At 41.0% G+C, this 24,013-nt stretch carries 19 protein-coding genes and 1 other RNA gene; 12 read left to right on the plus strand and 8 right to left on the minus strand.

Annotated elements, in window-relative coordinates; genetic code table 11:
* The 4 genes from lpxA (at nucleotide 1) to dnaE (ending at nucleotide 6,115) form a co-directional block, all read left to right on the plus strand.
* On the plus strand, nucleotides 1-771 hold the full coding sequence (gene lpxA / locus QNM18_RS25010) for an acyl-ACP--UDP-N-acetylglucosamine O-acyltransferase (protein ID WP_211010477.1): 771 nt from the start codon (nucleotides 1-3) through the stop codon (nucleotides 769-771).
* Between the two features lie 112 nt (nucleotides 772-883).
* Entirely contained in the window at nucleotides 884-2,038 is a 1,155-nt protein-coding gene (lpxB, locus tag QNM18_RS25015) for a lipid-A-disaccharide synthase (RefSeq protein WP_284138738.1), read from the plus strand.
* Nucleotides 2,028-2,621 (plus strand): ribonuclease HII, encoded by a 594-nt coding sequence (rnhB, locus tag QNM18_RS25020; protein WP_023401864.1) that lies wholly within the window; start codon nucleotides 2,028-2,030, stop codon nucleotides 2,619-2,621. The genes lpxB and rnhB overlap by 11 nt, the downstream gene beginning before the upstream one ends.
* A gap of 2 nt (nucleotides 2,622-2,623) precedes the next feature.
* On the plus strand, nucleotides 2,624-6,115 hold the full coding sequence (gene dnaE / locus QNM18_RS25025) for a DNA polymerase III subunit alpha (protein ID WP_284138739.1): 3,492 nt from the start codon (nucleotides 2,624-2,626) through the stop codon (nucleotides 6,113-6,115).
* Nucleotides 6,116-6,186: 71 nt separating this feature from the next.
* On the opposite strand, the gene accA is transcribed toward dnaE, so the two are convergent.
* On the minus strand, nucleotides 6,187-7,146 hold the full coding sequence (accA, locus tag QNM18_RS25030; protein WP_211010480.1) for an acetyl-CoA carboxylase carboxyl transferase subunit alpha: 960 nt from the start codon (nucleotides 7,144-7,146) through the stop codon (nucleotides 6,187-6,189).
* Nucleotides 7,147-7,812: 666 nt separating this feature from the next.
* Here accA and tilS point away from each other — a divergent pair.
* Both tilS and QNM18_RS25040 read left to right on the plus strand, forming a co-directional pair.
* Nucleotides 7,813-9,135 carry a tRNA lysidine(34) synthetase TilS gene (tilS, locus tag QNM18_RS25035; protein ID WP_284138740.1) on the plus strand — a complete coding sequence of 441 codons (1,323 nt, stop codon included), beginning with the start codon at nucleotides 7,813-7,815 and terminating at the stop codon, nucleotides 9,133-9,135.
* The gene (locus QNM18_RS25040; protein WP_211010482.1) at nucleotides 9,125-9,466 is read left to right on the plus strand and encodes a hypothetical protein; all 342 of its coding nucleotides are present in this window, start codon (nucleotides 9,125-9,127) and stop codon (nucleotides 9,464-9,466) included. Before tilS ends, QNM18_RS25040 begins: the two co-directional genes overlap by 11 nt.
* A 42-nt stretch (nucleotides 9,467-9,508) precedes the next feature.
* Here the strand turns inward: QNM18_RS25040 and QNM18_RS25045 are convergent, their stop codons facing one another.
* Nucleotides 9,509-10,405, minus strand: coding sequence for a GGDEF domain-containing protein (locus tag QNM18_RS25045; protein WP_211010483.1), 897 nt, complete (start codon nucleotides 10,403-10,405; stop codon nucleotides 9,509-9,511).
* A gap of 196 nt (nucleotides 10,406-10,601) precedes the next feature.
* Here QNM18_RS25045 and QNM18_RS25050 point away from each other — a divergent pair, with 196 nt between their 5' ends.
* The gene (locus QNM18_RS25050; RefSeq protein ID WP_211010912.1) at nucleotides 10,602-12,599 is read left to right on the plus strand and encodes a monovalent cation:proton antiporter family protein; all 1,998 of its coding nucleotides are present in this window, start codon (nucleotides 10,602-10,604) and stop codon (nucleotides 12,597-12,599) included.
* Here QNM18_RS25050 and QNM18_RS25055 read toward each other — a convergent pair.
* On the minus strand, nucleotides 12,596-13,741 hold the full coding sequence (locus QNM18_RS25055; protein ID WP_023401871.1) for a patatin-like phospholipase family protein: 1,146 nt from the start codon (nucleotides 13,739-13,741) through the stop codon (nucleotides 12,596-12,598). The two genes, QNM18_RS25050 and QNM18_RS25055, sit on opposite strands and share 4 nt — an antisense overlap.
* A 361-nt stretch (nucleotides 13,742-14,102) precedes the next feature.
* Between QNM18_RS25055 and QNM18_RS25060 the strand changes: the two genes are divergently transcribed.
* The gene (locus QNM18_RS25060) at nucleotides 14,103-15,017 is read left to right on the plus strand and encodes a DUF3014 domain-containing protein (RefSeq protein WP_211010484.1); all 915 of its coding nucleotides are present in this window, start codon (nucleotides 14,103-14,105) and stop codon (nucleotides 15,015-15,017) included.
* A 147-nt stretch (nucleotides 15,018-15,164) separates the two neighbouring features.
* Nucleotides 15,165-15,261: signal recognition particle sRNA small type (ffs, locus tag QNM18_RS25065), an RNA gene on the plus strand.
* A gap of 341 nt (nucleotides 15,262-15,602) precedes the next feature.
* Here ffs and QNM18_RS25070 read toward each other — a convergent pair.
* The 5 genes from QNM18_RS25070 to QNM18_RS25090 form a co-directional block, all read right to left on the minus strand.
* On the minus strand, nucleotides 15,603-17,090 hold the full coding sequence (locus tag QNM18_RS25070) for a DUF6035 family protein (protein ID WP_284138741.1): 1,488 nt from the start codon (nucleotides 17,088-17,090) through the stop codon (nucleotides 15,603-15,605).
* Between the two features lie 446 nt (nucleotides 17,091-17,536).
* Nucleotides 17,537-18,352, minus strand: a complete 816-nt coding sequence (locus QNM18_RS25075) for a hypothetical protein (protein WP_284138742.1) — start codon at nucleotides 18,350-18,352, stop codon at nucleotides 17,537-17,539.
* 92 nt (nucleotides 18,353-18,444) lie between these two features.
* Complete coding sequence (locus QNM18_RS25080) at nucleotides 18,445-19,317, minus strand: hypothetical protein (protein ID WP_284138743.1); 873 nt, start codon at nucleotides 19,315-19,317, stop codon at nucleotides 18,445-18,447.
* Nucleotides 19,318-19,417: 100 nt separating this feature from the next.
* Nucleotides 19,418-20,509, minus strand: a complete 1,092-nt coding sequence (locus tag QNM18_RS25085) for a PIN domain-containing protein (RefSeq protein ID WP_284138744.1) — start codon at nucleotides 20,507-20,509, stop codon at nucleotides 19,418-19,420.
* 479 nt (nucleotides 20,510-20,988) lie between these two features.
* Nucleotides 20,989-21,573, minus strand: coding sequence for a Cap15 family cyclic dinucleotide receptor domain-containing protein (locus tag QNM18_RS25090; protein WP_284138745.1), 585 nt, complete (start codon nucleotides 21,571-21,573; stop codon nucleotides 20,989-20,991).
* Nucleotides 21,574-21,797: 224 nt separating this feature from the next.
* Between QNM18_RS25090 and QNM18_RS25095 the strand changes: the two genes are divergently transcribed.
* From QNM18_RS25095 to QNM18_RS25105, 3 genes are all read left to right on the plus strand, one after another.
* On the plus strand, nucleotides 21,798-21,992 hold the full coding sequence (locus QNM18_RS25095) for a phage integrase N-terminal SAM-like domain-containing protein (protein ID WP_284138746.1): 195 nt from the start codon (nucleotides 21,798-21,800) through the stop codon (nucleotides 21,990-21,992).
* Between the two features lie 801 nt (nucleotides 21,993-22,793).
* A complete protein-coding gene (locus QNM18_RS25100) occupies nucleotides 22,794-23,273 on the plus strand; it encodes a DUF1203 domain-containing protein (RefSeq protein WP_284138747.1) in 480 nt (159 codons plus the stop codon).
* A gap of 116 nt (nucleotides 23,274-23,389) precedes the next feature.
* Nucleotides 23,390-23,794, plus strand: coding sequence for a hypothetical protein (locus QNM18_RS25105; protein ID WP_284138748.1), 405 nt, complete (start codon nucleotides 23,390-23,392; stop codon nucleotides 23,792-23,794).
* The last annotated feature ends 219 nt before the right edge of the window (nucleotides 23,795-24,013 follow it).

The following is a 24,013-nucleotide window of genomic DNA, read 5'->3' on the forward strand; positions in this document are numbered from 1 at the left end:
GTGATCCATCCTACTGCAATTATTGAGCCTGGCGCTAAATTAGGAAACAATGTCTCGGTTGGACCTTACAGTTATATTGGTAATGATGTCGTTATCGGTGACGACTGTAAAATAGAATCGCATGTAGTGATTAAAGGCCCAAGTGAGATAGGTTCAGGAAACCATATTTTCCAATTCGCTTCGGTAGGCGAAGCCTGTCAAGATAAAAAGTACAAGGATGAACCAACCAAATTGATTATTGGTGACAACAATGTGATCAGAGAGTGTGCAACGATCCACCGTGGCACTATCCAAGATCAAGGTGTGACCATCATTGGTAGTAATAACTTATTCATGGCGTATACCCATGTAGCACATGATGCTGTCATCGGTAGTAACGTAATTTTTGCGAATAACGCAAGTGTTGCTGGTCATGTTCATATTGGCGATTGGGTTATTCTAGCGGGTAATTCTGGTGTACACCAATTCTGTAAAGTGGGCGCTCACGCCTTTGTTGGTATGTACTCAGGGGTTAATCAAGATGTCCCGCCTTTTGTAACGACCACAGGTACACCAGCAAGACCAGTTGCTATCAACACTGAAGGCTTAAAACGAAGAGGGTTTGAGCCTGACGAAGTAATGGCAACTCGCAGAGCATACAAAACGTTGTTCCGCAAAGGACTTAAATTGGATGAAGCTGTCGCAGCATTACAAGATGAGGCAAAGCAATTCCCAGCAGTGCAACAAATGATAGACTTTATTGCGACATCAGAACGCGGATTAGTTCGCTAATCCAAGCATGCTCTTTGTCGCCTTATTGTAATTTATCAGATAACAAAGAGCTGGTTCTGATATAATAACGCCATACTTAGTATGGCGTTTTTTATTTTCTAGAAGAACAAAAATGGCAAACGAAAAATTAATCACTGTCGGGATCGTCGCAGGCGAGTTATCTGGCGATATTCTTGGCGCAGGCCTGATCAAGGCATTAAAAAAGCGCTTTCCTAATGCTCAATTTGTAGGTATCGCAGGCCCCAAAATGCAGGCGGAAGGCTGTCAAAGCTTATTTGATATGGAAGAGTTGGCTGTTATGGGGCTTGTGGAAGTTCTCGGGCGCCTTCCTAGATTACTTAAGATCCGCAAAGAGCTGGTAAATTACTTTATCGACAATCCACCAGATGTGTTTATTGGCGTTGATGCACCTGATTTTAACCTTCGCGTCGAGAAGCCACTCAAAGCAGCTGGCATTAAAACCGTTCAATACGTGAGCCCATCTGTGTGGGCTTGGCGTCCAAAACGCATCCATACTATTGCAGAGGCAACAAATCTGGTTCTATCGTTACTTCCATTTGAAAAAGCATTTTATGACAAATACGAAGTGCCGTGTACATTTGTAGGTCATACATTGGCAGATGAAATTCCACTTGAATCAGATACACGGGCTGCAAGGCAAGAAATCGGATTAGATGAGTCAGACACTGTGCTGGCGTTGCTGCCGGGGAGCCGAGGCTCAGAAGTTGGGCTACTGAGTGAGACCTATTTACTGACAGCAAAACAGTTGGTAGATAAAATTCCAGACTTAAAAATTGTCGTTCCTTTGGTCAATGAAAAGCGTCAAAAACAATTTTCCCAGATACTGAATAAAGTCGCGCCAGAGCTGAGACCCATCTTATTAGATGGTAAGTCTTCATTGGCTATGAGCGCAGCAGATGCAGTGTTGTTGGCGTCGGGTACGGCTACCCTAGAAGCCATGCTGTATAAAAAGCCAATGGTGGTTGGCTATCGCCTAAAAACCCTAAGCTACAAGATATTTAGCACATTCTTCACGTTTAACATTAAACACTTTTCACTGCCTAACTTGTTGGCTGATGCGCCGCTTGTTGCTGAGTTTTTACAAGATGATTGTAACCCTGATGCGCTAACAGATGCGCTGTTGCCGTTATTAAGAGGGGATAACTCAGCCTTGATAGAGCGCTTTTATGAAATACATAAAGACATTCGTTTGAATGCCAGTGAACAGGCAGCGGTTGCTGTTGCGGAGGTTATAGATGCAGATTGAGCGTCCAGAAGTTAATCATATTGCAGGTGTAGACGAAGTAGGGCGTGGTCCTCTTGTTGGTGATGTGGTGACTGCCGCAGTTATTTTAGATCCGTCCAAACCAATTGAAGGGCTAACAGACTCTAAAAAACTCTCTGAAAAGAAACGCAATGCGCTTGCTGAGGAAATCAAAGAAAAGGCACTGTGTTACTGTATTGCCCGCGCAACTGTCGAAGAGATTGATGAGCTGAATATTTTACACGCCACCATGTTGGCGATGAAACGTGCAGTAGAAGGTTTAAAAATCCCTGCTGAGTTTGTATTTGTAGATGGCAATCGCCTACCTGATATCTCAGTCCCTGCACAAGCTGTGGTTAAAGGGGATAGCTTAGTAGCCGAGATCAGTGCCGCGTCTATTTTGGCTAAAGTGACACGTGATAACGAAATGATTGAACTAGATGCGCAATATCCAGAGTTCGGTTTTGCCGGTCACAAAGGCTATCCGACCAAAGCGCATTTTGCAGCACTGGCTGAGCATGGTGTTACGCCGCATCATCGAAAAAGCTTTAAGCCTGTACAGCGAATCCTAGCGGAGCAGTCGTAATCATGCCAACGCCTAATTTTGTACATTTACGCGTACACAGCGATTTTTCTATGGTAGATGGCTTGGCTAAAACCAAGCCGATTGTGGCTCGAGCCCAAGAGCTTGAAATGCCAGCCTTTGCAATTACGGACCAAATGAACTTATGTGGTTTGGTACGTTTTTATGGTGGAGCTCATGGCGCAGGGATCAAGCCAATGGTTGGCGCAGATCTTTGGCTTAAAAGTGATGAGTTCCCTGAAGAACCTTGCCGGATAGTGATTTTAGCAAAAAACAATGAAGGTTATAAAAACCTGACATTGCTGATTTCAGAAGCCTTTTTGCGTGGTCATGTGTTTCATCGCCCAGTCGTCGACAAAGCGTGGTTGGCACAATATAAAGAGGGGTTGATCCTTCTCTCTGGTGCGAAAGATGGCGATGTCGGAAAGGCGTTGCTCAAAGGCAACCCGCAGCTTGTAGCAGACACGCTCGCATTCTATGAAGAACACTTTGCAGATCATTATTATTTGGAGCTTCATCGTACTGAACGTGAGCAAGAAGAAGAGTATTTGCACGCCGCTGTTGCTTTGGCAACTGAGCGAAACCTACCTGTTGTAGCAACTAATGAAGTGGTCTTCTTGCATGAAGAAGACTTTGAAGCGCACGAGATCCGCGTTGCTATTCACGATGGTTACACCCTAGAAGATAAAAACAGACCTAAACGCTTCTCTAAGGAACAATATCTAAAAACGCCAGAGCAAATGGCTGAACTGTTCAGTGATATTCCCGAAGCCCTTGAGAATACAGTTGAGATCGCCAAGCGTTGTAATGTGACGGTACAACTAGGCACATACTTTCTACCAGACTATCCAACTGGCGATTTAAAAATTGACGACTTCTTGGTTAAGGTGTCAGAGGATGGCCTTGAAGAGCGTTTACAGTTTTTATTCCCTGACGAAGAAGACCGCAAAGTTAAGCGTGTCGAATATGACGATCGTCTCAGAATTGAGCTAGATGTAATCAACCAAATGGGATTCCCAGGTTACTTCTTGATCGTAATGGAGTTCATCCAGTGGAGTAAAGATAACAATATACCTGTTGGTCCTGGTCGAGGATCGGGTGCAGGTTCACTGGTTGCTTATGCACTCAAAATCACAGATCTTGACCCTCTTGAGTTCGACTTACTATTCGAACGATTCTTGAACCCCGAGCGTGTATCAATGCCGGACTTTGACGTTGACTTCTGTATGGATAGACGAGATGAGGTAATCGATCACGTTGCCAAACTATACGGGCGTCAAGCGGTATCACAGATCATCACGTTTGGTACCATGGCGGCCAAAGCCGTAATTCGAGATGTAGGTCGAGTACTCGGACACCCTTACGGCTTTGTCGATCGTATTTCAAAGTTAGTACCGGGCGATCCGGGTATGACACTTGCCAAAGCTTTTGAAGTCGAACCGAGGCTGCCAGAAGCTTATGATGGCGATGATGAGGTTAAAGAGTTAATCGATAAATGCCGCATCCTAGAAGGCTGTACTCGTAACGCAGGTAAACACGCAGGTGGTGTTGTTATCTCGCCAACCAGCATTACTGACTTTGCCGCACTTTATTGTGACGAAGAGGGTAAATTCCCGGTTACGCAGTTCGATAAAAACGACGTAGAGACTGCCGGTCTGGTTAAGTTTGACTTCCTTGGTCTAAGAACCCTGACGATCTTACAATGGGCGTTGGACATGGCCAATGAGCGCTTGGCGCGTGAAGGAAAATCATTTGTCGATATAAATGCCATCCCACTTGACGACCATGCCAGCTTTGAAGTGTTACTCAGAGCCGAAACAACCGCCGTTTTCCAGCTAGAATCGCGTGGTATGAAAGACCTTATTCGCCGTCTAAAGCCGGACTGCTTTGAGGATATGATCGCACTGGTTGCACTTTTCCGTCCAGGTCCTCTGCAATCGGGGATGGTAGATAACTTTATCGACCGTAAGCACGGTCGAGAAGAAATATCATTTCCAGATGCACAATATCAGCATGAGAGCTTGGCTCCAATTCTAGAGCCAACCTACGGGATCATCCTGTATCAGGAACAGGTAATGCAGATCGCGCAGGTATTAGCGGGTTACAGCCTCGGCGGCGCTGACTTATTACGTCGTGCGATGGGTAAGAAAAAACCTGAGGAAATGGCAAAGCAGCGTTCAACCTTTGAAGAGGGATCAATAAATAACGGTGTTGACGGCGAACTTGCGATGAAGATCTTCGATCTTGTAGAAAAGTTCGCGGGCTACGGTTTTAACAAATCTCACTCGGCTGCCTACGCGCTTGTTTCTTATCAAACGCTATGGATGAAAACCCACTTCCCCGCAGAGTTCATGGCCGCTGTTATGTCGGCAGATATGGATAATACCGATAAAATCGTCACCTTGGTTGATGAATGTGAAAACATGAAATTGACCTTGTTGCCACCTGATGTAAATGCAGGTGTGTACAAGTTTGCCGTTAATCTACAAGGGGAAATTGTTTACGGTATTGGTGCTATAAAAGGGGTTGGTGAAGGCCCTGTAGAGGCCATACTGGAAGCGCGTGAACAAGGCGGTGAGTTTAAAGACCTATTTGATTTCTGTGCACGTGTTGATCTGAAACGATTGAACCGCCGTGTAATTGAAAAGCTTATTTATGCGGGCGCACTAGATAAGCTTGGTCCAGAGAAAAAGCAAGGCGGCCGTGCCACATTACTGGCAAGCTTAAAAGACGCTATGAAGTCCGCTGAGCAGCACCACAAAGCAGAGCAACTTGGTCAGTCTGATTTATTTGGATTGCTCGCCGTTGAACCAGATGAAGTGGCAAAGGCATTTGTACATGCACCGCCGCTGAGTGACAACGAATGGCTACATGGTGAAAAAGAGACCCTTGGGTTATATCTGACCGGTCATCCAATTAATCAGTACCGCAAAGAATTAAAGCATTATACTTCAGGTAAGTTAGTGGATTTGCAGCCTACTAATAGGGATATGCAATCGACTGCTGCAGGACTTGTCATTAACGCCCGGACGTTAATAAACAAAAAGGGTAATCGCTGGGGATTGATCACGTTAGATGATAAGAGTGCGCGTATTGATGTCCGCTTTTTCCCTGAGCAGTTTGAAATGTACGAAGAGTTGCTACAGGTCAATCAAGTATTGGTGATCACCGGTCAAGTGAGCTTTGATAATTTCTCTGGGGGGATAACCATGACCGCTAGAGACGTGAATACCATTGCTCAAGCGAGAGAAAAGCGCATCAATGCACTTAAAATGACACTCAGCATGACGCAAATTGACGCCGGCTTTGGTGAAAATTTAAAACGTGTACTAGAGCCATATAAGTTTGGTACGTGCCAAGTGATTATAGAATACCATCGACCCGATGCGACGGCTGATTTGACGTTAGGTACACAGTGGTGTGTGACCCCCAGTGATGAGTTGATCCGAGCGTTGAAAAAGCTCACTGGGCAAGAAGTTGAATTGATCTTCGATTAATTCAGCTCAAAAGCGAGATACAAAAAAGGCCACCAAGTGATACTTGGTGGCCTTTTTAATTTGTTTTCTATTTAGTTACAGTAACCAAATGACATTAAGCGCTGATATCTTTGCTCTAGCATTTCTTCTTGGCTTAGCTTAGAAACTGCATCAAGATCTTTTAGGATCTGTGCTTTTAGGTTTCTCGCCGCAGTATCGTAATCGCGGTGTGCGCCACCTAGCGGCTCAGATACGATTTCATCGATAAGGTTATTGTCTTTAATACGCTGTGCAGAAACACCCATGGCTTCAGCTGCAAGCGGTGCTTTTTCTGCGCTTTTCCAAAGGATTGATGCACAACCTTCAGGTGTGATTACAGAATATGTGCTGTAACGTAACATGTTTACTCGGTCACCGACACCAATGGCAAGTGCACCACCAGAACCACCTTCACCGATAACACTACAGATTGTAGGTACTTTTAATGCAGCCATCACTTTCAAGTTCATTGCGATAGCTTCACTTTGACCACGCTCTTCTGCGCCGATACCCGGGTATGCACCCTGTGTATCAATTAATGTGATAACAGGCATTTTAAAACGCTCTGCCATTTCCATTAAACGCTTTGCTTTACGGTAACCTTCTGGACGTGGCATACCGAAATTACGTTTGATTTTCTCAGCTGTGTCGCGGCCTTTTTCCTGTGCGATAACCATAACAGGCTTGCCGTCCAATCGTGCTGTACCGCCAATGATCGCAGGATCGTTTGCAAATGCACGGTCACCTGCAAACTCGTCAAATTCTGTAAACATGCGCTTGATGTAATCGCTTGCGTGAGGGCGCATTGGGTGGCGAGCAAGTTGTAGTAGCTGCCATGGGTTTAGTTCTGAGTAAATTTTTTCAGTAAGCTGAACGCTTTTTTCCTTTAGCTTGCTGATTTCTTCTTCCAGACTTAGGTCCAAAGAACCTGAGCGACTAACAGCTTGTAGCTCTTTAATTTTTTGCTCTAATTCAGCTACTGGAAGTTCAAATTCTAGATAATTTAAGCTCATTTTCTAACCTATCTGATAATTTTTTAAAGTTTGTCTCGGTTTTATGTAGAGAGTACAGATTCAAAATGCCGTGACTCAGTTATTTTTCAGCATAATATTCAGCATAGTCTAATGTGCTAAATGGAGCTTAAACTAAGTGTTAGTATCGCTTATTTAAGTCAGTTTTTGCAGAAGATAGCGTATTTTAGCTACATTTACCTTCTTCATTTTTTAACTGTTTTTCCTTCGTGAAGGCGAGTTCTCTGTCATCACATACAATTTTATGCACATTATACTGCCCCGAGCTGCATCTTGAAAACAGACCAGCAAGATAATGCGACTTTTTAAACATAAGTAGGGATTTACCTAGATTTTAGCACTGATGTCAATTAATTTCGGGTTTGTTTTATCGATGTAAATATTGAAAATACCTTTTACAATAAATCAATGTCAGTTCACAGTAATTGGTAAAATTGTTTTTTTGTATAATTAAGTTGTTGTGGCGTTTAAAGTCTAGCCTATTTGAGAAACAAAATTATATATCTCTGGGAGAATAATATTACTTAAACCAAGGGCAGGTTTTGAACAAGCGCTGATCTGGCGCACAATAAAGTAGCTGTCATCGTATATCGCATTGCAATTTAGGGAGGATCAGGTATAACGCACGGGAATGTTAGAGGAAATAGTATGGAATCGACCAACGTTTATAACAAGTTTGTCACCGCGCTTGAGCAGCAAAATCATAATCGCACACAGCAACGGCTATGTGTTGCGTTATCCGGCGGGGTTGATTCTGTGGTACTACTACATTTATGCCATCAATATGCCAAGTTAAATGGAACGGTCAAACTTGAAGCCATCTATGTTAATCATGGTTTATCTGACAATGCTTTGATGTGGCAGCAGTTTTGTACACAGTTATGTGCACAGCTGGCAGTTCCCTTTCGCGCAGTTAGTGTAGATATACAAGCTAAATCTCGTACCAGCTTGGAAGCGCAAGCAAGGGATGCGCGTTATTTAGCACTGGATACGCATGCCAGTAAAGACGCAACTTTAGTGCTTGGACAACATGCTGACGATCAAATTGAAACGTTATTAATTCGCCTCAAACGTGGCTCTGGCTTACAAGGGCTAGGAGCTATGCGAGCAAAAACGCAGCTAGCTAGCGGTCGGTATTGTATTAGGCCTTTGCTGGATATAGAGAGAAAAGATATCGAAGCGTTTGCTCAAACCTTTTCATTGACACACATTGAAGATGAATCAAACCACAGCGACGTATTTGACAGGAACTTTTTACGCAATCAAGTGATCCCACTTTTAAAATCTCGTTTTAGTGGCTTTGTGCCTAGTGTTTTGAGGTCAATATCGATATTGCAAGCGCAGCAAGCTTTGATCGATGAGATCGCCCAAAGCGACTTAGAATCATGTAGCGACAAAAAGCAGCTTGATATCGCACGATTAACAGGGTTGTCAGCACTAAGGCAAAGTAATGCTGTTCGAGCTTGGTTTGCCAAACAAGGTATCAGCATGCCGTCTCAAAAGCAGTTGGCACAAATTCTTGACCAAGCGATTAACGGACGAGAGGACGCACAAGTGAATATCCTGCTGCGTTCTGGGTCAGTTAAACGCTACAACGCTTTGCTGTATTGGGTACCAAAAAATCACATTGAGTTGGCCGACATTGAGAATATTAGCCTAACCGCTGAGATGAAATTGGCTGATGGGCGTACATTGCTTACGATTTCCAGTGAGGGTGTGAGAGCGCCGCTAGCAACAGAGTCTGTGACCATTCGCTTCGGGCGCATAAACGAAAAAATAAAGCCATTTGGCAAACCAGGTCGTAACTCCGTAAAACATTGGTTGAAAGAAGCTAAAGTGCCCAGTTGGGAGCGCACGCAAATACCCATGGTTTATTACAATGATACGCTCGTTGCGGTAGCTGGTTATTTTATTAACTCAGATTATGCCGAAAAGTCGGGCATTAATTGGCAGATCCAAGATGCAGAATAACAAACAAATTGGCCAGTCTCTGGCAAATAAGGCACCCATTGTTGTCATTACATGTGTGGCGATTTTTATATTATTGTCGCTCTGCTCACCACTAAATTGGCTAAATCTCTTGTTATCACTTGGTGTCGGGTCGCTGTCTGCCGGGCTTTTGTTAGCGTATTGGCATGGTAAGGGCGGAAGTTACTTTATTTTAGGCCTGTTAGCACCTATGTTGTCTATCGTATTAAGCGAGCTTCCCGATTTTTGGTCGTTGGGTTGGGTGATAAGTGGGTTTTTCTGTGGTTTTGCCATGTTCCTTTGGCTATTTAAACTGCTATCTAGTCAGCGTTAAGGGAGGTACTTACCAATTAGGGGATGGTAAGTACCGAACATGCTAGACCGCCCGTGCGCAATTTCTGCCTGCTTGTTTCGCTTTGTATAAACCACTGTCTGCTCGGGCAAAGATTTCATTTGAACAATCTTGACTCGACGCCAGTGTAAAACCAATACTGGTGGTAACTTGGTGTTTAGCCAATAGGCTATTATTGTTGACACGTTGCATGATGCGTTCAGCAATGACTTTATTGGTTGTAAATGCAGGATCGTCAATTAAAATCGCAAACTCATCTCCGCCAAACCTGAATACGGCATCAGTTGCTCGAATACTTGACGTTAAGATGTTGGCAAAGCCAATGAGTACTTCATCACCTTTTTTGTGGCCATATTCATCGTTCACTTGTTTAAAGTTATCTAGGTCTAGCAGCATCAAGCTAAAATTACGGTGTTGTCGGCGACTACGCTCAAGCTTGGTGTCCAGGTACTCATTAAACTGGCTGCGATTATATAGCCCGGTCAGTGTGTCTTTCGTTGCCAGTTGCAACACTCGGTGGTACATCAAGGCATTTCTCAATGGATAGAGCAGACAGGCATGCAGCTGCATTAAGCGTGCGCGTATCGTGCCACTGAGGCTGTATTTGCTAAAATACACTAGTTGCCCTAAGTGCTGACCGTCTAGGTCTAGATCAAATGTATAAGGTTTAAGCTGGTTGTCACCTTGTTGAGTTTGAAACAGTCCTTGATTGGAATGAAACTGCAGCCCTGCAAGATCAGTTATGCGCTTAACGTAGGAAGCAAAGATATCTAAAATACCATTGACCTCTAGCGTTGTTTGCAGCTTTTCAACGAGCACATTGGGTTGTTCAGGCGCCTGCGATACGTACTGCTCGGTGGCGAACGGAACATAATCACCGCGCGTAGGCGTTCGTTGTGCCAAAATATGGACATTTTCCATCTGGTAATTCCCCTAATTACAACATTCCCGAACATATAAGCGAGTTTCGTGCCAAAAAATTAAACTGGCTGAAAAACAGTTGGTTGCTATAGTTAAATTGTATGAAAAATAATCCAAAACAATTCTTTGACACTTAGGGGGCAGTTTGCAGCAAAATTTTGCCGGGCTTTTTTCCGATAAAATCATCGCCGGGCTCATGAACGCCGTACATGGTCATTTTGCCGATGTTGTCGCTCTTCTTTTATGTGCGGTAATTTTGGTTTGGTCATTTAAAAGGGTAGGGCTGCCGCCGATCTTAGCCTATTTACTCACTGGTTTGGTCGCCGCAGGTTATGGCTTGATAGATAACAGCCATGAGATCCATTTAATCGCGGAAGTGGGAATTGTTTTTTTATTGTTCAGTTTAGGTTTGGAATTTTCTATCCCGAAGCTAATGGCCATGCGCAGTGTGGTATTTGGCTTAGGTAGTGCACAGGTCTTGCTGTCTATCTTAATTGGAACATCGCTGGTTTCGTTATTTGGCTTTAGTGGCTCTGAATCCCTCATGATTGCCTGCATTGTTTCGCTATCCTCAACAGCTGTGGTCGTAAAAATCATGAAAGAAAGCGGTATGTTGAATATGCGTAAAGGCCAGCTTGCAATAGGGGTTTTACTGTTTCAAGACATTGCAGTAGTGCCTATGCTGATTATCTTTCCGCTCATGGCGAGTACTGACAATCAAGTTTTAGTTGGCGCGCTGGTCTTAGCTTTGGCTAAGGGCGCTTTTGTGTGTTTACTACTATGGGCAATTGGTAAGTGGATACTACCTAAAGTATTCAATGAAGTTGCGCTGGCTAGGACCGATGAACTGTTTGTTTTAACGACGCTCGTGGTCGCTTTGTGTGCTGGAGCGCTTACCTATGCATTTGGATTATCCATGGCACTGGGGGCATTTTTGGCGGGTATGATGCTCGGAGAGAGCCAATACCGGCATCAGCTTGAAGCAGAAATAAGACCATTTAGAGATATTTTGATGGGGCTGTTTTTCGTGACCGTCGGCATGCAATTAGATGTGGCTTATGTGATAACAGCATTTGGCTATATTGTGGCGGCACTTGCTGCGTTGTTGTTGGCTAAAGTAACCATTATTTATTTTAGCGCTCAGTTGATGGGGGAGAGGAAAAGAGATGCCCTGGCATCCGGTGTGATGCTTTGGCAAATGGGGGAGTTTGGTTTTGTGTTGGTTGCCCTAGCAGGACAGCATAATTTACTAACCCCAGATACTGCCTCATTTTTGATTGCACTGGGTGTTTTATCTATGGCTCTTACCCCGTATTTAATTGGAGAAATAGAGCGGCTACTTAAATTGTTCAAATTAGATGGTGAACATAAATCTGATTTTTCTTATGCTGGATTTAAAGAAAACACAGTGAAAGATCATGTGGTGATCTTTGGTTATGCCCGGGTTGGCCAAACCATCGCGCGATTTTTAAAACCAGAAGCAATCCCTTATATTGCCATTGAGCGCAATCCAATTATTGTACAAGAAGCACAAACCGCGGGAGAGCCTGTTATATTTGGCCATGCGGGACAAAAGGCCATTTTAAAATCGGCTTGTGTCAATAAAGCGCGGTTGGTGATTGTGACCATGGATGACTTTGAGCAAAGCCAAATCGTGATAGATGCTTTGAAGCACTACGCCCCTGAAGTAAAAATTTTGGTAAGAATGCAAGATGACACCCATTTGGAGGACTTAAAGCAACTGGGTGTGACAGAAGTGGTTCCGGAGTCTTTGGAGGCAAGCCTAATGCTGGTTTCTCATGTACTTTATATGTCAGGGGTACCGATGCGTCGAATATTTAAGCGGGTGAGTAAAGAGCGGCAGAATCGCTATGAATACCTCCATGGCTTTTTTACCGGCAGCCCGGATGAAATGAACGAGTATGGGAACAATCACTCTAGCTTTGTGACTGATAGATTAGAGTATTTGCATGCGGTTGCGCTGCCCGAAGACGCTTATGCAGTGGATAAAACCATATCAGAGCTACAACTCGTTAGACATAAAGTAGTGGTTAAGGCGCTCAGGCGTGACGGTATTGAAATTTCCATGCCTGATGAAGATATTTTGCTGCAATCGAGCGATGTGCTATTGCTTAAAGGCAAACCACGGCGGGTAGAGCGGGCAGAGCAGTTTATTCTAGACGGTTTGCCTTAATCTAACTCTAAAAATGCTTTAATTTCGTCCAACCGCTCGAGCCCGTCTTGATACCCGATATTAATGAGCTCTTGGGTATAGCTTTTTTCAAACAACAAGTAACTGGTTAAACTCGATTGAGAGTGCTTTTTCACACCAATGGTTCTCAGTAGGAGTTTCACTGCAATGGGCAGGTCGTCGTAAAAATCGATCGCCAGTTCATTGAAGTTATGTGATGGATTGACAATAAGTGTATCAACGCGTTTTAACTCTTTATGTTTATCTCTGGCTGGCAGCAAGCTGAGTGTGCGATTGACTCGTTCAAGTCGCTCTAAATCCGACTGTAAAGTATCGCTGAAAATACTATCTAACAAGTGGCCTGCGACCACGGACATACCCGGGAAATGAGGCTCATAGCCTAGGGGCTGTTGTACTTTTGGTTGTTCAACACCAATGATGAATATTTTGCTGGCACCTAGGTGTATTGATGGGCTCAAAGGCGAGAGCTGGTGGATTGAGCCGTCGCCATAATAGTTATGTTTGACTCTAACACTTGGAAACACCATGGGAATGGCGCTAGAAGCCATAAGGTGATCAATATTCAACTGCGTTTGAATGCCTTCGCGTTTAGCGCGCTGCCATGGCTTGGCTTCTTTTGACTGAAAAAATGCCACCGATTTTCCACTTGAGTAACTCGATACGGTCACTGATAAAGCATCAATAAAACCACGTTGAATATTTCGGTCAATTCTCGCTAAATCAAGCACCTCTTCTAGCAAGACGCGTAACGGGGTGTTATCGAGCAAACTGGCTGGGGGGTGGTTTAAGTAATCAGCTTGAAAACTGCGCATAACGTTATTAAATAAGTGTCCGAATGCGCCGAGCAATGTACTTTTATACACCATGTTGGTATGAAAATTTTTCCAGATCCATTCAATTTTTCGAATGGCGAGGTGCATGTTAGAGGAGTAGCACGCAAGGCCGGTGGAGTTGATAGCCCCGGCAGATGTCCCATTGATAATTTTAAATGGTAGGGGGGCACTTCTGGGTAAACTCAGCGCAATGGCCTTGAGTACACCCACTTGATATGCCGCTCTCGCTCCACCACCGGTAAGTAACAACGCGATATGCGGCTTGCCAATTTTACACTGTACTTTTTTCATATTTGTTCCTTCGAAGTAGGGTGTAAGTTGCAACGATAAAAACAAGTCGCTTTCTTATACTATAATCAATTGATGACGAATGTATATTTTACATCTCTTATAAATATCAGCCTGTTACGTAATTTTGACAAATATTAAGTGGTAAAAAAGTGTCATGATTATGTGGTTTATTGTCGATTTGGTGCTTGTTTGCGCGGGTGTTCATGTAATTGTCAGCAAATCGGTGCGAGTTTGAGATAAACTCTCGTTAATGCGCGTTGACGCAGATGAGATATCTTTTAGTTTGTGTTTTAATTACAAGGTGCCGCTGAGGTAAATGCCTTAGCTGCCGAGTTTTTTAAGCGAATTTTACGGAGCCTCCATGTCAGAGCACAGTTCAGCAGAACCAAGGACAAATAAAAAGCCTTCTAACAGTCAATTACTTCTTGCGGCAATCGCAGTGGTTGCCTTGATCATTGTGGCTGTATTTGTATTAGCGAACAAAGATAGTAAGCCCGCAGAAAATACAAAATTTCGACAGGATGTCGTCGTGCCTGAAGAAACCCCTAAAACCGTTGTGAATACAGCGCGTCAAGAAGCTGAGCAAAACAAGTCAGCTGAGGTTGCACCAAGTGTTGAGCCAGAACCAGTTGATGAAGAGCCAACGGTTTCTCAAGTGACTGAACCTGAACCAAGACCTCAAGAGCCAGTTGAACCTGTGCTACCAAGTTTAGATGACAGTGACAATAGTGTGCGTGACACAGTTGCAAACTACTTGAGCAAACAGGCGATGGAGCTGCTGGTAACAGAAGATATGGTTAGGCGCAGTGTGGTATTTATTGACAACTTAGCGCAAGGTAAAGTAGCTAAAAAACATTACCCTGTGAGTAAACCAGCCGATAACTTTATGGTCATTGAAGATGACTTAATTATCACTGATCCGAATAGCTTTGAGCGCTACACGCCTTATGTAAATATGTTGAACTCAATGAGCACAGCGCAACTTGTGCGTTTATATGAGCAGTATAAGCCGCTTATCAATGAAGCTTATGAAGAGATTGGCTACAACGGTGGTGAATTCGATTATACCTTACAAGAGGCACTGGGCGAGTTACTTGAAACGCCTATTCCAGAGTCAAACTTGCCGCTTATTCAAGAGTCAGTGACCTATAAGTATGCTTACGCAGAGTGGGAACAGTTGTCTGATGCACAGAAACTATTCTTGCGTATGGGCCCTGAAAATATGAAAAAAGCCAAAAAGCGCCTACAAGCTTTTCAGCGTGCATTGGCTAACTAGTACAAATTTAATACTTAAATAATCAAAAGCTTGCTTACTTGCTTAAACAAACAGCAAACGAGCAAGCTTTTTTAGTTTTCGCTTGCATCCCAGTAAGAAAATCGCCATAATTCAACCCGCGCCAAACAAGGCCCTCAATGGTAGTCTTATTGGTCCTCTCGCAACAATAGTTCGTGAACCTGGTCAGGTCCGGAAGGAAGCAGCCACAGCGGATGACTTGTGTGCCGGGATGTGGCTGGTAAGACTACCACCCAAATTTCCTCATTTGTTGTTTGAAGTGTAAGTCTGCAAATTTGTAGTAAAACCCCGCATAAAAATTGAATTATAATCCTGCATAGCCTACTTTTAGATCGTCTCGCATATTCGATGATGGTTATGATCAGGCGTAAACTAAAGCACTCCAGAGTTAAAAATCTTTATAAGTTTGCAAGTCAAAAGAACAAAGCCACTTGCTTCGTTGAATCATCCTTAGAATTCGATGCGTGCTTTCACTTTGAATACTCTCGTGAAATAAAAACCTTTGAAGCACAACCGTTAGGGTTTGCCGTTACACGCCTGATTTTTTGATTACTCATCAAGAAAAATCTACGCCTCAACTTGTTCATAAACAAGTTCAACATCTTTAAGGCGTGGCTCTGACGCAAACCACTCCAAAAAGCCGTGTATACTCTTGTTTTCCTCTTCACAGTCCATCTTTAAAGGCATATGAAGGCGCTTTAATACATTTTCGTCTGCGAGAATTTCATCTTTCAGAGGGCTAAGCTCTATAGCTTTTAGGCAAAGAGACTGATACGGAATAAACGAGCCGTAATCAAAAAAGTTGTGAACAGCTCTACAGTGAGATTTATTCTTAGTATTTAAATGGCTTGTTAAATCGTACCCTAAAATTAGCAGAACCTTTTCAACTACTTGCAGATTCATATTTCTACTAACACCAAAGCTGTCAACTTTAGCCAATTTGTTTTCTAATTCACTCCACCGTTGATAAAATTGTTCACCTTGCTTTGAATAATGTCTCACTACTTCTAATATTTTACGTTTTACTTCAAGTTCACGCGATTCATAGTCAATTTTAAAAAGCGCTTTTAGCCATTTACGTTCGTGGTCAACTTCTAAAGAAGGCCATTCACTTTTTGCAGCTTTTAAAAACTCATTCCAATTATGTACTCTATATTCACGGATATTTTCTTGTAAGGTTTTACGTCCCAAATCTCGTAGCCTATCCTTATGCGCTTTGTTTATCGCAAAGAAATCCTTATAGAAAGTTTCACCGTCTTCATATGTGAGCTGAGCGTAATCAATTTTATATTCATTCCAGTCATATTTAATCCTCTTAGAATCAAGCTTCAAGTAAGACTCCCACACCATCGCTATTAACTGAAGCTGACCTTTTTTTACTGACTTTTCAGCTTGTATGGCATCAAAGATAAACCAGTTTCCGCGATTGCAAAACGCAATATCTTTGTGGACTTGCTTAACAAAACCTTTATCCTCATCGACAAATATATTGTCTTTAGTTGCACTTAACCAAATGAGTTGAAAACCTTTATTTTTGTAAAACTCTTGGCGCGTCATTACAACTTTTGGGGATTCACTTCTTAACTGCACCTCAAAAACAACATCTTTACCCTTATACTGCGCGTGTAAGTCTGGTTTGGCCCGATTGAGCTTATCAGCACTGAATATAAACTTTTTGTCTATGTCTATAATTTGCCAGTGCTCTAATTGCGTTAATGTATGTGCAAGTAAGCGCTTTGTTTCTAAGTGCAAACGGCCTTCTTCAACGCCTGCATAGATCTCTGCAACAGTAGTAGAGTCTGATTTCCATGGACATACAGCGTCTTTATGATGACTGAAATAATAGTGGTGACCGTGTAGTCTACTTTCGTCTGCTAACGCCTTAAGAAAGACTGGATTTTTACAGTTCTGACAAGCAAACCTATTTGTAAACTTTTTATTGGTCCTAAAGCCTTGCAGCTCAGCTTGTTCATATATGAAGTCAAAGGAATCAACCCATAATGATTCCTCTTCCCATGTGTCTACGACAATGGGGATCTGATGTCGCTTTTCCATCTCTAGAAATCCTTTCTATAAGTTTGCTGTATTCGTGTTATTAAGTGTTGTACATGTACAAAGCACATTATTAGGATTAAAAAATAAACTAAATTAAAACTAAACTAAATACTTATCTCAACGTTTAAGTAGACTTTTTGACTGAATCGCTGGTAATACCCATATATTCAAAAGTTTCACGCACTGAACTGTGGTAATACAACTTTTGAAATACACTTATGTCGGTTCCTTGCTTGTATGCATGATAGTCAAACGTTATGCGCATAGAAAGTGCATTAAGGGGATAGTTCGGGCTTAAGCATTCAGAAATGAATGCTAGGTATCAGGTTTTACAATGTGCAACGCCCTGAAGATCCTAAAACCGGTTCTTCTAATTGCCTCATATACAGTGAACATTCTTATAACTTTTAGAATCAAAGTCGTTGATATCCCTCTTAAATTGATTGTTATACGTTTGCATCAAGATCTGAAAGATCCAAATCTACTACCATCGTATTCAGGTCGCATGAGTGTTTTTCTGCAAACACTTTAAGCATCATAGCAACAGGGTACTGTGAATCGGTTGTAACACTGTTTATACATAGCTTTCTCTCGAACCGCTCTGTGTCTTCATTATCATAAAGAAGACCGTACTTTTCTAAGATAGCGATGTGGTTGTATGCTTCTCGAGCGTCCATACTAACGACATATTGAAATTCATTGAGTAAAAACTCACAATTTTCATCGGCTCGATTTAACACGATAGAGAAAATTTTCCTTGTTGCAGGAGAAACTTTATTTAGCAGAAAAACCAATTCATCAAGTTCAGACTGATAAATGTGTTCTTCCGATTGTTCTATGAGTTTAAGCTCAATTAGAGCTTTAAGCGATTTCGCTTTCTTAGGCTCATAGGCTAGAGCAACGTCATACACATCGTTAGCTAAGGAATCGAGCACCTTTTCAAACTTTGCTTCATGCTTTCGTTTAATCTCGCGCATTCTTGCTACGTCAAACTTGTCAACATCATCAGTCTCTTTATGATGACGATGGCACATTAATAACAAATTCTCAAATTGTCTTCTTTGCTCATTTGTTTGATCTTCATTAAATCGTTGTCCCCCGACTGATGCCGCTTCTATATGGCATAACTGCGCAACATAAACTCCATTTGTATCCACAATTGGGTGTAAACAGTTCGGAAATGCACAAACATTCCCAGACTTCAGAAATAGTTCTCTCAACACTTCTGGTTTAGGAGTAAGTCTTTTTACTTTTTCAGTCATAAATATCAGACCTTCATATAATTAATTATGCAACTTTGGGTATTCGGACGTATAACGCCAAGCTAAGCGCCGTAAAAATGTTTGGCCTCGGTTTATTCCATTTTATTAAAGTAATCAAAACCCAGCATGGTGTGAATTTGTTTGAGCCAATTTGTAACTGGAGAATTACCAAATTCATTAACAGACCTAGATACACCCGTAGTGTTTACAATAAATAAGCAGTTACCGTGAGGGAAATATCGACTCGTTATTATCCAAAAACACCAATAATCTTTGTCAAATGGAGCTACGATTGGTATTACTCCTGATTTTTGTTTTGTTAAAAATTCCATTTGGAGATCTGCAATTTTATTAAACGCAAATTCGTTATTACCTACATGCCTTTGCAATGTATGGCATATGTCGGACACAATATTACCCAAGTGCATTAACGAATCAATTTCGGAACTTTGAGCGATACTGACTAATCCAAATCTTGGAGAGTTACGTTCCAGTCCATATTTTTTAGTTTTTTTACTAAAAGTACTCCAAACTGCATCTTTTAAAGCTTGTCCATCGCCATAAAAATTCTTCTTTGGAGCTTTATCAACTACCTCATATGGAGCGTTAGATTTCCAAATATTTCTAGGGGCACTACCATTTTCGAAGTACGGGTTAGATTTAGTCGTAATATCCCACGGACCTCCAGTAATACACTGAACGTCAACATAAAAATCTTTTGGGCGGTTTTCTCCAAAGCTTCGGGAACCAATAATAAAGTCTGGCTTTAACAAGCCGTCTTCTAGATATTTATATTTATCTTGCCCATCTATTTTTGTAACTATTGGACACTTTAAAGCGGTCAGTAATTTGTATGCATATTCTTCTGCGTCTGCTGCATCTTTTTTCTTGGAACTCTGGTTTAGCTTAATTTGACAAAGTTCTTCAAGTGTAAATGCATGCTTTAAAAGTTTATCATGTTCCATAAAGAGGCCTAACGACGTTGTAACCGGCTAAAAATAGTTGTCTAAAATTTTGTGAGGCACGAACAAAGCCAACTGTTTTTTGTCCGAGTTTACAACTTTATTAGCTTCGAGCTGATAGTTGCTCAATACTTAAGTTTGAACATATTTCTGACGTTGTATCATATTCAAAGCTTGCATCTATATATAACCTAAAGATGAAAGAAAGGTTTACAGTATCCTCATCAATTTCAATATTATAAAGTGCCTCTATATTCTCAATATCATCTACATGCCGCTTAAATTCAACCAAGTCGATAGTTACCACTAAATCAACTCTTCTCATCTCATATAAACAACTTATATAAACGCTTGAGTCAGATAATTCACTAACGTAATTTACTTCAGGATCTTCTAGTCCTTCAAAAATATCTGACTTAATATCAATAACTTCGGTAAGCTTTTCTCCAAAGACTCTAGAGCCTAATAGATTACTAAGTTCTGAATTAGACATGGAGTTTAAGTAACTTTCTGTTTCTTCGATTAGAAAGTACTCTTCATCATCTAGGATTTCATACTTATTTACTGCATTCGTTATTTGATCTACATTTTCTTTATTAAAATCAAAAACTTTAAGATAAGGCTTAATGCTTGCCTCAATTTCTAGAGCTATAATATCCTTCTGAAGATCTTCATTCAAAACTAAATTGGAACCTTTTTTTTCAAAAAAGTCACTTTTATTATCTGTAATAAACGCTACATCGCCTGTTATTGAATTTTCTTTTAGGTATTTTAGAAAAGATAACCAAATCAAAGTATCTCTATATCCTTTTTCACCATCTGTAAATGGTTTCGTCACATTTAGAGCTCGCTGGACGACTTCTTTCTGCGATATTCCCTCATAGTCAATATTTTCTATTGAATGTACTTTACCTTCTAAAATCGTCTTAATATCGTACTTGGATGTAGAAATATCTTCTATTGCTACCCCAATACTTCCGCTATTTAACTTATGTAAGCGTTTAAAATGCTTTTTAATTTCCGACGTAGATACATCAACTTCCCTGTTTCTGAGGTTATTGACCTCTTGCACTACCAATTCAGATAAGAGCAAGTCTAAGTTTTCATTATTTAAGTAGTGAAACAAGAGCTTAAAATTAACATTACCTACAAACCAATTATTAAAAAAAGCATTCGTATCAATAAAAACATTCATAATAGATTTCACTTTGATTTAGTCACCACTGAAGAAGCTAACGCCTTACTAAGCGAAGAATGAGCGCAAGCCTGCTTGTTTTACGTCCATTGTTTAATTAACTTGTTAGGTATTCTTAGCTCGTTTCCTCGTAGGCGTTTGGAACTCTGGCTTCGGTACAGCAACCAGATTAGGTTTCTCGGCAGTTTCTGCTTGTTTAAACGGGTTACCAAAATCTGGATTAAACTTATAACCACTTTCAAATAACGGTTGGAGTTTTTTTCAAGCCTTAATATCACTTAGTTTAGGTGCTTTAAATGCAGAACCCGCTTCAAATGCTTTTTAAACACTTTCCTGCAATCTAAGCATGCAAACTTCGAAGTTATAGTCTATTTCATCCCGAATACCTAAACCTGTGCCAAGTGGCAAAAAGGTTTAGCTGAAAATTAGTGAGGTACGAGCGACAAGCCAAACTTTTGTGTCCGTCCTTGAACGCCTTGTTATACATCGCTCACGGGCCTAGAAAGGATAACTTTTCCTCCTCTAAATTGACTGCTGTAGTAAGAACCATCCAAAACAATATCAGTGCCTTTTTTCATTATTCTAAACTCATTTACACCTTCGCCACTGGGGTTGTAGCCTTCCTTTAGTGCGAAGTTACGTGGGCGAAGGTTGTAGATCCACTTTGCAATAGGTCTATTCTTATTTGAGATGCTAATGTTTGCGACTTGAAGAGAACCTGTTGTTGTTTCAGTGTCCATGCTCACTTGCATTGTTCTCCATGTTTGTGTCACTTCCATTGAGACTGGAAATCGTTGACCATTGTTCTTTTCCAATTCACCTTCCCAAGTACCATTGATATCTGGAATTGCGCTTAGTCCAAGCTTGCTTAAAAGTTTCCAAAAAAACATGTCATACAATTTTGCTAATCCTAGAAAAATAACCATCGCGGATGGCGCTGCATATTCATTCAATCCAAATATTTCAAAAAACTCTCTAAGAACCGAAACTAAACTGACACTTATCAATGCCAATACAACGTAAACACCTTCTCTTTCATTTGTATCAATTGAGTATTGAATCATGGTTCTTCTTTTATCGATGCATAATAAGTTAATATCGACCCAATGGGTCGTTTTTCTCATTGTACCAGTTTTATCACAATAACTAACTTGTTGCTACAGGTATATTTTTCAATCATTATAGACTTTATGGAAAGGATCCAAACGGTCCTGTGGGTCATTTTCTTGACTATGGGAGAAATACAGTATTTCTGTATATAAATACAGTTAACTTTAGAGCTAACTTAATGAGAACTCGTTCACCATTTTTAAACCACATCGTCGAGTTTATGTTGACTAAGCAATATTCACTCAGAACCGTTGATACATACCTTAAGTGGATTTCTTCCTATATTAACTTTCATGGCAAGCGGCACCCAGCCTCTATGGGCAATAACGAGGCTATCGAATATCTTGACTACCTTGTTTTTGGACAGCAATGAGTTACGCTGATAGTCCGCTTCTAGCACTAAACGGACTTTGAAAAGAACACTAAAATACGTCATATTTTGCAATCTTTCACTTCACTTTTATGCCTGGTTATACTTCAATCATACAGCTAAGTCATTGAAGTAATCGGGTCGCTTTATGCAAGCTTAGACTACAAACTCCATCTGTTTTTGTTTGAAGTGTAAGTCTTATTTATAGTACTCAAAACTGTACTAATTCCTATCTTTCTAAAGTAAAAAACTAGATATCAACTCATTAAATCAATAGCAATTCATATACTAATCTACTAAAACTCATCCGTACTAATTGGTTTAGTTACCGTGTTAGTCAAAGTTCTTGCGCAAGTTAAAACAGATAATTCAGGCTTATTGATTGAAGTACCTGTGTTGCTTAGCGAATATGGTGTATTTGAGCCCTTACTTGATTACGTTATAAGCCAGTCGCACATTAAAAGTTTGTCATCAATGATTTCTGTTATCTAGCCTAGGTAATATGAATAGTACTTTTAGCATATCTTTGGCTAGTCATGTGCGCTTGGAACATGAGTAAAGAAGAGCTCCCTTTTTGAACAATTTGCTTTTGCATATTTATATTGTTGGGTGTTTTCCAGATATCACTGTTATACGAAAGTTGACGCGTTTTTACCATTTATGATTTGGTGACACCTAATTAAGTTATTGTTATGGTTGATAGTAATATAGTGTGTATGAGTAGCCGTTGTTATGCGGCGGCGAGTACGCTATTGTTATGCGACATTTTTCATTGATAAAAATGTCAGCTATTGAGGGAGTCAAATGAAGTATAAAGTAGTACCTGTAAGATCGGATTTCTTAGATAAAGTTAGAAATGTAGGTATAGACGATCAAAACCAACCTGTAGAAGTATTGGAAGCTAAAGGTGGTGAACCATGTCGAGATGTGCTTCGTGGCGCTAAGGCTGGTGAAGAACTAATATTGGCCAGTTATTGTCCTTTCACTAAAACAGGCCCGTTTAAAGAGTATGGTCCCATTTTTGTGTTGGCAAACTCGAAGAGTCAGGAGTTTGATGTTAACAAACTGCCATTGCCAAATGGATCAGAAACCGATTATTTAGGTCACACATTTGTATTAAAAGCATACTGTGAAAACGAGCGTATATTAGACGCGAAATTGACATCACCAGAACACGCAGAGTCAGACCTTGAAGAGTTTTTAACCAATGATAAGGTAAGCTTTGTAATTGCAAGATATGCTGCTTATGGTTGTTACAGTTTTAGAGTTGAACGTGTGGCATAGCTAACAAGTTGATAATTGGCAAAATTTACTGTGTCGCTTTATGCATTGTGTTTCACGCGCAAAAACCAACCCAGAAAAAACTCCAATTATCAATGTGCTAACTGTCCAATAGAATCATGGATACGAAATCTAAATTTGCTCAAACAGTCCAATTAAAAACAAATGATGATCGAACCACTTTAAAGTTAAGTGAATTTGAATTTCTAGGCAGTCGCTTCAAATGCTTTGTTACTTTAAGCTCTAGAGGCTTTGGGTTTCATGGTACTGTTTACTTTGACAATCCAAAGAAGTTTCTCAGTGATCTTGAGATTATGAATTCCACAATGAAAGGTTCTGCTGAGTTGAAAGAGGATTATAACGATCACTTCCTTAAATTTGAGCTTAATCACTTAGGGCATTTAATTGTCAGTGCTTGTTTCGTAGAGTACAGTGAACATTCTCAAAATTTGGCTGTAGAGTTTAAAACGGACCAAACTTGTTTGCCTTCATTTCTCGAAGAACTCAAATTAGTCTTGGTGTAACAGCAGCTAACAAACGCTTAAGCTAAAGGGCTAAAAACAGCAGGCTTGTGCTCCTCGTCGCTCATTTTAGCCTGCTATTTTGCGTCGGTTAGGCAAGCTTTAGGGATCAAGAGGCAGCATGGAAGTAATTGATCAATTTTCGAGTGAACATGTAAAACAAGCTCATATGTTGTACCAACAGGTATGGTAGGGGAAAACTCGCACATTAGCTGAAACAAT

Source organism: Pseudoalteromonas obscura (assembly GCF_030135505.1).
Lineage (GTDB): Bacteria > Pseudomonadota > Gammaproteobacteria > Enterobacterales > Alteromonadaceae > Pseudoalteromonas > Pseudoalteromonas obscura.

Excerpts from the sequence above, each read along its gene's own strand:
- QNM18_RS25060 (WP_211010484.1), top strand. The coding sequence starts at position 14,103 with ATGTCAGAGCACAGTTCAGCAGAACCAAGGACAAATAAAAAGCCTTCT.
- QNM18_RS25040 (WP_211010482.1), top strand. The coding sequence starts at position 9,125 with ATGCAGAATAACAAACAAATTGGCCAGTCTCTGGCAAATAAGGCACCC.
- QNM18_RS25095 (WP_284138746.1), top strand. The coding sequence starts at position 21,798 with ATGAGAACTCGTTCACCATTTTTAAACCACATCGTCGAGTTTATGTTG.
- QNM18_RS25075 (WP_284138742.1), bottom strand. The coding sequence starts at position 18,352 with ATGACTGAAAAAGTAAAAAGACTTACTCCTAAACCAGAAGTGTTGAGA.
- QNM18_RS25055 (WP_023401871.1), bottom strand. The coding sequence starts at position 13,741 with ATGAAAAAAGTACAGTGTAAAATTGGCAAGCCGCATATCGCGTTGTTA.
- QNM18_RS25070 (WP_284138741.1), bottom strand. The coding sequence starts at position 17,090 with ATGGAAAAGCGACATCAGATCCCCATTGTCGTAGACACATGGGAAGAG.
- accA (WP_211010480.1), bottom strand. The coding sequence starts at position 7,146 with ATGAGCTTAAATTATCTAGAATTTGAACTTCCAGTAGCTGAATTAGAG.
- tilS (WP_284138740.1), top strand. The coding sequence starts at position 7,813 with ATGGAATCGACCAACGTTTATAACAAGTTTGTCACCGCGCTTGAGCAG.
- rnhB (WP_023401864.1), top strand. The coding sequence starts at position 2,028 with ATGCAGATTGAGCGTCCAGAAGTTAATCATATTGCAGGTGTAGACGAA.
- QNM18_RS25085 (WP_284138744.1), bottom strand. The coding sequence starts at position 20,509 with ATGAATGTTTTTATTGATACGAATGCTTTTTTTAATAATTGGTTTGTA.
- QNM18_RS25100 (WP_284138747.1), top strand. The coding sequence starts at position 22,794 with ATGAAGTATAAAGTAGTACCTGTAAGATCGGATTTCTTAGATAAAGTT.
- lpxB (WP_284138738.1), top strand. The coding sequence starts at position 884 with ATGGCAAACGAAAAATTAATCACTGTCGGGATCGTCGCAGGCGAGTTA.
- QNM18_RS25105 (WP_284138748.1), top strand. The coding sequence starts at position 23,390 with ATGGATACGAAATCTAAATTTGCTCAAACAGTCCAATTAAAAACAAAT.
- QNM18_RS25080 (WP_284138743.1), bottom strand. The coding sequence starts at position 19,317 with ATGGAACATGATAAACTTTTAAAGCATGCATTTACACTTGAAGAACTT.
- QNM18_RS25090 (WP_284138745.1), bottom strand. The coding sequence starts at position 21,573 with ATGATTCAATACTCAATTGATACAAATGAAAGAGAAGGTGTTTACGTT.
- QNM18_RS25050 (WP_211010912.1), top strand. The coding sequence starts at position 10,602 with ATGAACGCCGTACATGGTCATTTTGCCGATGTTGTCGCTCTTCTTTTA.
- dnaE (WP_284138739.1), top strand. The coding sequence starts at position 2,624 with ATGCCAACGCCTAATTTTGTACATTTACGCGTACACAGCGATTTTTCT.
- QNM18_RS25045 (WP_211010483.1), bottom strand. The coding sequence starts at position 10,405 with ATGGAAAATGTCCATATTTTGGCACAACGAACGCCTACGCGCGGTGAT.